This is a genomic window from Microbacterium proteolyticum (genome assembly GCF_030818075.1).
GTDB lineage: Bacteria > Actinomycetota > Actinomycetes > Actinomycetales > Microbacteriaceae > Microbacterium > Microbacterium proteolyticum_A.
In genome coordinates this window covers 1,351,513-1,363,427 of record NZ_JAUSZZ010000001.1, presented here as the reverse complement: position 1 = coordinate 1,363,427, position 11,915 = coordinate 1,351,513, and the positions used below count along the sequence as shown (strand labels likewise).

At 70.4% G+C, this 11,915-nt stretch carries 9 protein-coding genes and 1 pseudogene; 8 read left to right on the top strand and 2 right to left on the bottom strand.

The features are described 5' to 3' along the window. The first annotated feature begins 67 nt into the window (after window positions 1-67). On the top strand, window positions 68-244 hold the full coding sequence (locus tag QE392_RS06240; RefSeq protein WP_307449535.1) for a hypothetical protein: 177 nt from the start codon (window positions 68-70) through the stop codon (window positions 242-244). Between the two features lie 206 nt (window positions 245-450). Here QE392_RS06240 and QE392_RS06235 read toward each other — a convergent pair whose 3' ends face one another. Next, complete coding sequence (locus QE392_RS06235; RefSeq protein ID WP_307449532.1) at window positions 451-1,494, bottom strand: LacI family DNA-binding transcriptional regulator; 1,044 nt, start codon at window positions 1,492-1,494, stop codon at window positions 451-453. Between the two features lie 109 nt (window positions 1,495-1,603). Between QE392_RS06235 and QE392_RS06230 the strand changes: the two genes are divergently transcribed. From QE392_RS06230 to QE392_RS06210, 5 genes and pseudogenes are all read left to right on the top strand, one after another. Further along, entirely contained in the window at window positions 1,604-2,527 is a 924-nt protein-coding gene (locus QE392_RS06230; RefSeq protein WP_307449530.1) for a carbohydrate ABC transporter permease, read from the top strand. Then, on the top strand, window positions 2,524-3,459 hold the full coding sequence (locus QE392_RS06225; protein ID WP_373426442.1) for a carbohydrate ABC transporter permease: 936 nt from the start codon (window positions 2,524-2,526) through the stop codon (window positions 3,457-3,459). The genes QE392_RS06230 and QE392_RS06225 overlap by 4 nt, the downstream gene beginning before the upstream one ends. 143 nt (window positions 3,460-3,602) lie before the next feature. Then, on the top strand, window positions 3,603-4,943 hold the full coding sequence (locus QE392_RS06220) for an ABC transporter substrate-binding protein (RefSeq protein WP_373426496.1): 1,341 nt from the start codon (window positions 3,603-3,605) through the stop codon (window positions 4,941-4,943). Between the two features lie 68 nt (window positions 4,944-5,011). Beyond that, window positions 5,012-6,551, top strand: a pseudogene (gene arfA / locus QE392_RS06215) (arabinosylfuranosidase ArfA). Next, window positions 6,548-8,269: a glycoside hydrolase family 35 protein gene (locus tag QE392_RS06210; protein WP_307454044.1), complete on the top strand. Its 1,722-nt coding sequence runs from the start codon at window positions 6,548-6,550 to the stop codon at window positions 8,267-8,269. Before arfA ends, QE392_RS06210 begins: the two are co-directional and overlap by 4 nt. Before the next feature lie 104 nt (window positions 8,270-8,373). Here the strand turns inward: QE392_RS06210 and QE392_RS06205 are convergent, their stop codons facing one another. Beyond that, complete coding sequence (locus QE392_RS06205) at window positions 8,374-9,327, bottom strand: LacI family DNA-binding transcriptional regulator (protein ID WP_307449524.1); 954 nt, start codon at window positions 9,325-9,327, stop codon at window positions 8,374-8,376. A gap of 62 nt (window positions 9,328-9,389) precedes the next feature. On the opposite strand from QE392_RS06205, the gene galT reads away from it, so the two are divergent. Next, entirely contained in the window at window positions 9,390-10,565 is a 1,176-nt protein-coding gene (gene galT / locus QE392_RS06200; RefSeq protein WP_307449521.1) for a galactose-1-phosphate uridylyltransferase, read from the top strand. Beyond that, window positions 10,562-11,713 carry a galactokinase gene (gene galK, locus QE392_RS06195; protein WP_307449518.1) on the top strand — a complete coding sequence of 384 codons (1,152 nt, stop codon included), beginning with the start codon at window positions 10,562-10,564 and terminating at the stop codon, window positions 11,711-11,713. Before galT ends, galK begins: the two co-directional genes overlap by 4 nt. Window positions 11,714-11,915 lie beyond the last annotated feature (202 nt).

Sequence of the window (11,915 nt, the reverse complement as noted above, 5' to 3'; positions counted from 1 at the left end):
GGCCCCGCCGGGGCGGAGGTAGGGGGGCACGTCGGTCGCGTTGCCGCCGCCGATGTTGTATCGGGCGATGTTGAGGTTCAGCCCGTCGTCGCCGAAGACCGCGTCGAACAGCTTCTGCCGCACGTCGGCGGGGTACTGCCCGGTCGCGTTGGCGAACCAGACGAGGCTCGTCCCCCAGCCCTCGAAGGGCTCGGACGCCGTGGCCGGGTTGAGCGCGATGCGCACGGGGGGCGTGGCGGCGTGACTCTCATCGGGGGCCGACACCGCGGTCGCGGTGACCGCGCCGGCGGCCAGGGCCACGGCGCACGTCATCGACAGCAGTCGAGGTGACTTCATCGTCATTCCGATCCGGCCGCTCCAGTGCGGCCTCAGGGGGGTGTTGACGTCAACATGGACGCCACGAAAGCGTAATCGAGGCGCGTTAGCGCGCACAAGGGGGGTGTCGCCGCGTCAGCGCGGGCCGGAACTCGCCCGCACGACGAGCGACGTCGGCACCAGGGTGCGGGTGTGGTCGCCGTCGATGCCCTCGATGTCGGCGATGAGCGCCTTCATCGCCTCTTCGCCCACGCGCTCGAACCGCTGCCGGACGGTGGTGAGTGGCGGCCAGAAGTTCGCCGACTCGGGCATGTCGTCGAAGCCGACGACACTGACGTCGCCGGGGACCCGGCGCCCCGCCTCGTGCAGAGCACGGATGACGCCGAGCGCCATCTGGTCGTTCGCCGCGAATACGGCGGTCACTTCGGGGCGCGTGGCGAGCTCGGCCCCGATGCGGTGACCGGAGTCGGCCGTCCAGTCGCCGATCTGCACCTCGGGCACCCGGCATCCGCGGTCCACCAGGGCCGCACGCCAGGCATTGCGCCGACGCTCCGCCGCGAACGACTCCGGTGGTCCCGAGACGTGCCACACCGTCTCGTGTCCGAGATCGAGCAGGTGCTCGGTCGCGAGCCGCGCGCCCTGCGCCTGGTCGTTGTCGACGACGGCGTAGGGGTAGTCGGCACTGGAATCGACGACGACGACCGGCAGGCCGGAGGGGATCGCGAGTTCGTTCTCACCGAGGCGGTGCGTCTCGATCAGGATGACGATGCCGTCGACGGCATGCTCGCGCAGGCGCACGAACGCGCCCGACACGTCGGACTGCGACGCGGATTGCACCGTGATGAGGGTGATCGAGTACCCGGATGCCGCGGCCATCGACGCCAGCGCGTCGAGTGTGCGCGTGTTGCCGTACGACCCCAGCGAGAACATGATCACGCCGATGCTGCGGAAGCGCCCCGACCGCAGGGCACGGGCGGCGCTGTTGGGGCGGTAGCCGAGGTGGGACATGGCATCGAGAACGCGTTGACGCGTGTCGGGATCGACGTTCGCGCGACCGTTCGCGACGCGCGAGACGGTCTGACCGGACACGCCGGCCGCCGCGGCGACGTCTGCCATCGACACCTCGCGTCGCCGCTTGCGCGTCGGGATCGCGGTCGACGTCGTCGTCGTCTCGCTCATGGTCACCCCCCGGGATGTTGACGTTGACACACTAGCGCGGCGGAGTTATGTTTACGTCAACATCTCGGCCATCCGGACCGAATGCGCACCAACGAAGAGGCACTGGACGATGACGACCACCGCGGCACCCCCGCCCGCCCTGCGCACCCCCCGGCGCAAACGGCGCGCACGCATCGACGACCGCGGCTGGCTGTTCGTCGCTCCCTTCGCGATCGTCTTCGCGCTGGTCTTCCTCGCGCCGCTGGTCTACTCGATCTACCTCAGCCTCTTCCGCGAGCAGCTGATCGGCGGCAACGCCTTCGTCGGGCTCGACAACTACATCGCGGCCTTCCAGGACGAGAAGTTCTGGGACGGCCTCATCCGCGTCGCCGTCTTCCTCGTCATCCAGGTGCCGATCATGCTCGTCCTCGCGCTGGGCGCCGCCCTCGCGATCGACAGCGCGCGGCTGCACGCTTCGAGCTTCTACCGGATCGTGATCTTCCTCCCCTACGCCGTTCCCGCGGTCGTGGCCGTGCTGATGTGGGGCTACATCTACGGCGACCAGTTCGGCCTGGCCGGCAACATCAACCAGCTGCTCGGCTCCGAGGTGCTGCAGCCGTTCATCCCGCAGTGGATGCTGCTGTCGATCGGCAACATCGTCACGTGGCAGTTCGTGGGCTACAACATGCTCATCTTCTACTCGTCGCTGAAGACCATCCCGGGCGAGCTGTACGAAGCGGCATCCATCGACGGGGCGGGCGCGTGGCGCACGATCTTCTCGATCAAGATCCCGGCCGTGCGCGGCGCCGTGGTGATCGCCACGATCTTCTCGATCATCGGAAGCTTCCAGCTCTTCAACGAGCCGAACATCCTCAAGCCGCTGGCGCCCAACACGATCTCGACGTTCTACACGCCGAACATGTACGCCTACAACCTGTCGTTCGCGGGCCAGCAGTACAACTACGCCGCGACGATCGCCATCATCATGGGCCTGATCACCGCGATCATCGCCTACGTCGTGCAGCTGCGCGGCTCACGTCAGGAGGCGCGATGACCACCGCGACCGCACCCCGCACCGACACCGTCGCCGTGACCACCTCGCGCCCGCGCAGCGGACGCGGCTACGCCCGCACCTCGCCCACCCACACGCGGCGATCCGTCGTGCTGACCATCGTCATGAGCCTGTACCTCGTGTACACGCTCCTGCCGCTGGCCTGGCTGCTCATCAACGCCACCAAGACCCAGCCCGACCTGTTCTCGTCGTTCGGGCTGTGGTTCGGCGACAGCTTCGCCCTCGGCGACAACATCGTGCAGACCTTCACCTACCGCGACGGGATCTTCCTGCGCTGGCTCGGCAACACCCTGCTGTACGTCGTCGTCGGCGCCGGCGGCGCGACGTTCCTGGCCACGCTGGCCGGCTACGGACTGGCCAAGTACAACTTCCGCGGGCGCAAGGCGGTCTTCGCCGTGATCCTCGGCGCCATCGCCGTGCCCGGCACGGCCCTCGCCGTCCCGACCTTCCTGCTGTTCAGCCAGCTGGGTCTGACGAACACCCCGTGGGCGATCATCATCCCCTCGCTGATCAGCCCGTTCGGCCTCTACCTCGTCTGGGTCTACGCGACCGACGCCATCCCGACCGAGCTGCTGGAAGCCGCCCGCATGGACGGCGCGGGCGAGTTCCGCACCTTCTTCACCATCTCGGTCCGCCTGCTGACCCCGGGCATCGTCACCGTGCTGCTGTTCGCGGTGGTGGCGACGTGGAACAACTACTTCCTGCCGCTCATCATGCTGAGCAACCCGGAGTGGTACCCGCTGACCGTCGGCCTCAACCAGTGGAACGCCCAGGCCGTCGGCGTCGGCGCTCAGCCCATCTACAACCTCGTCATCACCGGTTCGCTGCTGTCGATCATCCCGATCGTCGCCGCGTTCCTCGTGCTGCAGCGCTTCTGGCAATCGGGCCTCAGCGCGGGCAGCGTCAAGCAGTGACATCCGAAGCTCCCCCTGATCGGGGCGTCAGCCCCACCACCCGTAACACCCGGAGCGTCCTGCCCCGGTCTTCACAACCCACCCGCACCGGAGCGTCCCGCCCCGGAACTCACACAACGAAGTAAGAGGAACCGATGACATTCATGCGCAAGGGCACCGCCGTTCGGCGGACCGTCTTCGCCGTCGCCGCCGCCGCTCTGTCGGTCGGCGCACTCACCGCGTGCTCCGGCGGCAACACCGGCGGCGCCGCCGGCGGTTCGGCCGACGACATCGAAGCGGCCCTCGAAGCCGGCGGCGAGATCACCTACTGGTCGTGGACGCCCTCGGCCGAGGCGCAGGTCGCCGCTTTCCAGGCGAAGTACCCCAACGTCAAGGTCAACCTGGTCAACGCCGGCACGAACACCGAGGAGTACACCAAGCTCCAGAACGCCATCAAGGCCGGATCGGGCGCCCCCGACGTCGTGCAGATCGAGTACTACGCCTTCCCGCAGTTCGCGCTGTCGGACTCGCTGCTCGATCTGTCGTCGTACGGCTTCGGCGACCTCGAGAGCGCCTACGCCCCGGGCCCGTGGGGCGCGGTCGACTTCGACGGCAAGATCTACGGCCTGCCGCAGGACTCCGGCCCCATGGCCCTGTTCTACAACAAGAGCGTCTTCGACCAGTACGGCATCGCCGTGCCCACCACCTGGGACGAGTACTACGCCGCCGCACAGAAGCTGCACGCCGCCGACCCGACCAAGTACATCACCGCCGACACCGGCGACTCCGGCTTCACCACCAGCATGATCTGGCAGGCGGGCGGCACCCCGTTCACGGCCGACGGCACGAACGTCACGATCGACCTGCAGGACGAGGGCTCGAAGAAGTTCGCCGAGAACTGGAACCGCCTGATCGAGGGCGACCTGCTCTCGACCACGCCCAGCTGGAGCGACGAGTGGTTCAAGGGCCTGGGCGACGGCTCGATCGCCTCGCTCGTCATCGGCGCGTGGATGCCCGGTGTGCTCGAGAGCTCGGTCGAGGACGGCGCCGGCAAGTGGGCCGTGGCCCCCATCCCCACCTACGACGGCAAGCCCGCGACGGCGGAGAACGGCGGCGGCGGCCAGGCCGTGACCAAGCAGAGCAAGAACCCCGCTCTCGCGGCCGGCTTCCTCAAGTGGCTGAACAACGACGAGGAGAGCCTGCAGATCTTCGCCGAGTCGGGTGGCTTCCCCTCCACGACCGCGCAGCTCAGCGACCCCGCCTTCGTCGACAAGGAGTCGGAGTACTTCGGCGGCCAGCAGATCAACCAGGTGCTGACCGAGGCGTCGGGTGACGTGGTGAAGGGCTGGAACTACCTGCCGTTCCAGGTCTACGCGAACAGCATCTACGGCGACACCGTCGGCCAGGCCTACGCGAACAAGAGCGACCTGAACGCCGGCCTCGAGGCCTGGCAGGAGCAGCTGGTCACGTACGGCAACGACCAGGGCTTCTCGGTCAACAAGTAAGCAGTTCCCGGGGCGGGTCGCGTGCACCGCATGCGACCCGCCCCACCCGTTTCCCCGCCAGGAGAGCAATGACCACCCCCACCCGCATCACCGTCGACCGCGACGCCGTCGGCGCCGAGGTGCCGCGCCGGCTGTTCGGCTCGTTCGTCGAGCACATGGGCCGCTGCGTGTACGACGGCATCCATTCGCCCGGTCACGAGACGGCGGATGCCGCCGGCTTCCGTGCCGACGTGCTCGAGCTCGTGCGCGAACTGGGTGCGACGGTCGTGCGCTACCCGGGTGGCAACTTCGTCTCGGGCTACCGCTGGGAAGACGGCGTGGGCCCCCGCGAGGAGCGCCCCGTCCGCCTGGATGCCGCGTGGCACAGCACCGAGACGAATCAGGTGGGGCTGCACGAGTTCGCGGATTGGGCGGATGCCGCGGGCCTCGAGGTCATGGAGGCGGTGAACCTCGGCACGCGCGGCGTCGCCGAGGCCGCCGATCTGCTCGAGTACGCCAACCACCCCGCGGGCACCGCGCTCAGCGACGAGCGCCGGGCGAACGGCCGGGACGAGCCGTTCGGCATCCGGCTGTGGTGCCTCGGCAACGAGATGGACGGTCCGTGGCAGATCGGCCACAAGACCGCCGATGAGTACGGGCGCCTCGCCGCCGAGACCGCCCGCATGATGCGCTTCGTCGACCCGGACGTCGAGCTCGTCGCCGCCGGCAGCTCCAACCACGAGATGCCCACGTTCGGGGAGTGGGAGCGCACGGTGCTGCGCCACACCGCGGGACTCATCGACCACATCTCGGTGCACGCCTATTACGAGGAGGACCCGGCAGACCCCGCGAGCTTCCTCGCCAGCTCCGCCGCCCTCGACCGCTACATCGGCGACGTGGTCGACATCATCGACGAGGTCGGCGCGACGACGCCCGACGGCGGCACGATCGGCATCAGCGTCGACGAGTGGAACGTGTGGAACCAGACCCGTTGGAACGAGGTCGACAAGCCGCGCGTCCTCACCGGCGACTGGCCGGTCGCCCCGCGGCTCATCGAGGACGACTACACCGTCACCGACGCCGTCGTGGTGGGATCGCTCCTCATCACCCTGATCCGTCGCTCCGACCGGGTGTCGATGGCCAACCTCGCCCAGCTGGTGAACGTGATCGCGCCGATCCGCACCGAGCCCGGCGGCGGACCGGCGTGGCGGCAGAGTACGTTCCACCCCTTCGCCCTCACCGCGCGGGCGGCATCCGGTCGCGTGATCCTCCCCCGCGTCGAGGGCGCCACCATCGACACCGCCCGCCACGGAGCAGTGGATGCGGTCGACACGGTCGCCACCGTCGACGGCGACGCCGTGTCGGTGTTCCTCGTGCACCGCGACCTCGAGGCTGCGACGACCGTCGAGCTCGATCTCGGCAGCGTCACCGACGTCGAGGCGGTGGTCATCACGGTCCCCGAGGGCGGCGACCGCCACACCCACCAACTCCGCCGACGCCGAGCCCGTCGCGCCGGTGCCGCTGGCCGTCGAGACCGACGCCGACGGCATCCTGCATCTCACCCTTCCCGCCCTCGCCTGGGTGCGCCTGACCGGGCGTCTCACCGACCGACCCCGAAAGACATCGTGACGACCTTCACCATCGGCGACACCGACTTCCTCCTCGACGGACGACCGCACCAGGTCATCTCCGGGACGCTGCACTATTTCCGCATCCACCCCGAGCACTGGGCCGACCGCATCCGCACGGCCAAGGCGATGGGCCTGAACACCATCGAGACCTACGTGGCATGGAACGCCCACGAGCCAGTGAAGGGCGAGTGGGATGCCACCGGGTGGAACGACCTCGGCCGCTTCCTCGACCTGGTCGCCGCCGAGGGTCTGCACGCGATCGTGCGCCCCGGCCCGTACATCTGCGCGGAGTGGCACAACGGGGGGCTCCCCGTGTGGCTGACCTCGACGCCGGGGATCGGCATCCGCCGTTCCGAGCCGCAGTACCTCGAGGCGGTGTCGGAGTACCTGCGCCGGGTGTACGAGATCGTCGCCCCGCGACAGATCGACCGCGGCGGCAACGTCGTGCTCGTGCAGATCGAGAACGAGTACGGTGCGTACGGATCCGACAAGGAGTACCTCCGCGAGCTGGTGCGGGTCACCAAAGACGCCGGCATCACGGTGCCGCTGACCACCGTCGACCAGCCCATGCCGTGGATGCTCGAGGCGGGGAGCCTGCCCGAGCTGCACCTCACCGGCTCGTTCGGCTCGCGTTCCGAGGAGCGCCTGATCACTCTGCGCGAGCACCAGCCCACCGGCCCGCTCATGTGCAGCGAGTTCTGGGACGGGTGGTTCGACTGGTGGGGCAGCATCCACCACACCACCGACCCCGCCGCCTCCGCCCACGACCTCGACGTGCTGCTGGCGGCCGGGGCGTCGGTGAACATCTACATGGTGCACGGCGGCACGAACTTCGGCACGACGAACGGCGCGAACGACAAGGGCCGGTACGACCCGATCGTCACCTCGTACGACTACGACGCGCCCATCGACGAGTGCGGTCACCCCACCGCGAAGTACCACGCGTTCCGCGAGGTCATCGCGAAGTACGCGCCCGTGCCCGACCTCGAGCCCACGCCGCGGCCCGCGGCCCCGGCCTTCGAGGTCGCCCTGACGGGCGAGGGCGAATGGATGCCGGCATCCGCCGCCTCCGACCCGACCGACGCCCCGGCGACCTTCGAAGACCTCGCGCACCTCGGCGCACTCGTGCGCTACGACGTCGACCTTCCGTCGTTCACCGGGCCCGCCGCCCTCGTCTTCGGCGAGGTGCGCGACCTCGCGTGGATCCACGTCGACGGAACTCCGGTGGGTCGGCTGTCGCGGACGCTGCACGAACGCGCGCTGACGATCCCGGCCGGCGCCCGCCTCACCGTCCTCGTCGAAGACCAGGGCCGCGTCAACTACGCCGACCGGCTCGGCGAGACGAAGGGGCTGATCGGCTCCGTGACCCTGAACGGTGAGCCGCTGACCGGCTGGACCGCGACGCCGGTCGACCTGGCATCCGCCGTCGGCACGGGCGAGGGCGCCGTCGGCCGCGCGCTGCTGCGGGGCGGGTTCGACCTGGACGCGCCCGCCGACCTGTTCCTCGACACCACGGGCTGGGGCAAGGGCTTCGCGTTCGTGAACGGCTTCTTCCTCGGGCGGTACTGGAACAACGTGCCGCAGAACACCCTCTACGTGCCTGGGCCGGCGACACGCGCCGGGGCGAACGAGATCGTGGTGCTTGAGCTGGAGCACGCCGTCGACCCGATCGCCCGCTTCCTCCCCGCCCCCTCGCTGGGTCAGCTCGAGGAGTAAGCCCCCCGCTAAAGGCGCGTGAGGGGTCAAGAATTGTCGCTCCGGCACCCGTCGCGGCGACAATTCTTGACCCCTCACGCGAAGGGGCGCAGGACGGTTCCTCGTCAGCGGGGGACGCTGCTCGCGCGGAGGATCAGCGGGGCGGGCACCGTCTCGACCACGGCAGCGCCCCCCTCGATGGCGGCGATGAGCAGCTCCACCGCCCGGGCGCCGAGGGCGTCGAAGTCCTGCCGCATCGTTGTGAGCGGGGGGCGGAACTCGGCGGCATCCACGATGTCGTCGAACCCGACCACGGCGATGTCGTCAGGCACGCGGCGACCGGCGTCGGCGAAGGCGCGGAGGGCGCCGAGCGCCATCTGGTCGTTGGCCACGAAGACGGCGGTGGCCTCCGACAGGTGCACCGCGGTCGCGTGTCCGGATGCCGACGTCCAGTCGCCCCGGACGGGCTCGGGCGCCGAGACCCCGGCGTCGGCGAGCGCATCCCGCCAGCCGCGCTCGCGCTCGGCCGCAGCGAAGGAGCGGGCGGGACCGGCGAGGTGGTGCACCGTGGCGTGGCCGAGCGCGAGGAGATGCTCGGTGGCGGCCCGCCCGCCGCCGGCGTGGTCGGTCTGCACGATCGAGAAGCGCTGATCGGGCGGGGAGTCGACCACCACGACGTGCAGGTCGGCGGGCGGCTCGACATCGCGTGCGAGCTCGGTGGCTTCGTTGAGCACGACGGCGCCGTCGACGCCCTGCGAGCGCAGGCGCGCGAAGGCCTCGCGGATGCCGCGCTCCCCCACCGTCACGACCGCGAGCGCATAGTCGCGCGCGGCGGCCGCTTCGGAGACCGCCTGGAGCATGCGGGAGTTGCCGACGGAGGCGAGGGTCGACACGACCAGGCCGATCGTGGAGGTCTGGCCGGTGCGCAGGGCACGGGCCGCACGGTGCATGCGGTAGCCGAGGTCGGCCATCGCCTTCTCGACGCGGGCGCGTGTGGCGGGGTCGACCCGCGGGCTGCCGTTCGCGACGCGCGACACCGTCTGCGCCGAAACGCCGGCCCGCTCGGCAACGTGTGCCATCGATACGCGCATCTCACCTCCTGCATGTTGACGATATCACGCGCGCCCGCTAGCGTGTTATCGTGAACACGCACAGTCTCATCGCCGAGCCCCTGGGAGCCGGTGTCATCAAGCGGCCGACGCGCCTCGCCGACGGCCGCGAGCTCATCTACTTCGACGACCCGGGCACCGCGCTCGGCGCCGAACGGGCCGTCGACGCCCGCACCCTCGACCCACGCCCGACGACCGCGACGATGCGGCAGGACGTGTTGACCGGCGACTGGATCACCGTGGCATCCAATCGCCAGAACCGCGCGTTCCTCCCCCCCGCGCACCTCGACCCGCTGTCGCCGCAGACGCCGACGAATCCGTCGGAGATCCCCTCGCTGTACGACGTCGCCGTCTTCGAGAACAAGTCGCCGTCGTTCGGCCCGGCCCTCGATGACGCGACCACCGACGCCCCCGCCGCCGTCGACCCTCCGCACAGCGACGACGACCTCGAACACCTCGGTCTCGGCCGCACCCGCACCTCCGTCGGACGCTGCGAGGTCGTGTGCTTCTCGCCGCAGCACGAGGGCTCGTTCGGCTCGCTCACCCGCACCCGCGCCCGCACGGTCATCGAGGCGTGGGCCGACCGGACCGCGGCGCTGTCGGCTCTGCCCGGCATCCGTCAGGTCTTCCCGTTCGAGAACCGCGGGGAGCAGATCGGGGTCACCCTCCCCCACCCGCACGGGCAGATCTACGCGTACCCGTACGTCACCCCGCGCACGCACCGGCTGCTCGACACGATCTCGCGCACCTCCGATGACCTGTTCCAGCGGATCCTCGACTTCGAGCAGGCCGGCGAGCGCGTCGTGCTGCGCGGTGAGCACTGGACGGCGTTCGTGCCCTTCGCCGCGCGATGGCCGATCGAGGTGCACGTGCTGCCCCACCGCCACGTCGCCGACCTCGCCGAGACCACCGCCGCCGAGCGCGACGAGCTGGCTCCCTTCTACCTGCGGCTGCTCCGCGGCATCGACGCGCTGTACGACACCCCCACCCCCTACATCGCGGCCTGGCACCAGGCGCCGGTCGGACGGGGACGGGATGCCGTGCGCCTCAACCTGCAGATCACCTCTCCCCGCCGCGCCGCCGACAAGCTGAAGTACCTCGCCGGAAGCGAGGCCGCCATGGGCGCCTGGATCGGCGACGTGACCCCCGAGTCGCAGGCCGAACGCCTGCGCGCCGCCCTCGACACCGTTCCGGAGGTGACGGCATGACCGCCGTCGACGACGCCCGCACCCTTCTCGCCGCTCCCGCCATCGGGGTGTGGTCGGCCCCCGGCCGCGCCAACCTCATCGGCGAGCACACCGACTACAACGAGGGCTTCGTGTTCCCGTTCGCGATCGCGCAGCGCACCGCCGCCGCCGTCGCCCTGCGCGACGACGACGTCATCCGCGTACGCTCGACCTTCGCGCCCGACGCGGTGGAGGTCTCGCTCGGCGAGCTCGATGCGCGCATCGCGGCCAGCGGCCTCGACTGGGCGGGGTACCCGCTGGGAGTGGCGTGGGCACTGCTGCGGGAGGCCCCGGATGCCGCGCCTCGCGGCGTCGACATCGCGGTGGCGTCGGACGTGCCGGTGGGGGCCGGACTGTCGTCGTCGGCCGCGATCGAGGGGGCCGTGGCATCCGCCCTCAACGACGTGTGGAACGCCGGCCTCGACAAGGTCGCGCTCGCCCGTGTCGGACGGATCGCCGAGAACGACGCCGTGGGTGCACCGACGGGGATCATGGACCAGATGGCGTCGATGCTCGGCGTCGCCGACGCGGCGACCTTCCTCGACTGCCGCACGCTCGAGACTCGGCCGGTCATTCTGGGCTTCACGCCTGCGGGCCTGTCGATCCTCGTGGTCGACACGCTCGTCGAGCACGCGCACTCGACCGGCGGGTATCGCGAGCGCCGCGCCTCGTGCGAGAAGGGCGCCGCCGCGTTCGGGGCGACATCGCTGCGCGACCTCACGGTCGACGACCTCGCCCGTGCCGAAGAGATCCTGGATGACGTGACCTTCCGCCGCGTTCGCCACGTCGTCACCGAGAACCAGCGGGTGCTCGACACGGTGGCCGCGCTCGAGGCTCACGGCCCCCGCGCCATCGGCGACCTGCTGGTCGCCTCGCACGCCTCGATGCGCGACGACTTCGAGATCTCCGTGCCCGAGCTCGATCTCGCCGTCGAGACGGCGCTCGCCTCGGGCGCGCTCGGCGCGCGCATGACGGGCGGCGGGTTCGGCGGGGCGGCGATCGCGCTGATCTCCGACGACCTGATCCCGGCGGCGACCGATGCCGTTCAGGCCGCATTCGCGGCATCCGGCTTCCGCGCGCCGAACATCTTCACGGTGACTCCGTCGGAGGGTGCGCGCCGCGACGCGTGACGCCGCGCGTTCCACGGGGAGAATTGGGGGGCGAGCCGGGCGGGTGGGGCGATGGTGGTGGCCCCGGGGCGTTGCACGTGGCCCCGGGGCCACACACGCACACGACCCACCGGCAGCACCACCCCGCGCGTCGGCGGTGGCCCCGGGGCGCTGCACGTGACCCCGGGGCCACACACGCACACGACCCACCGGCAGCACCCCG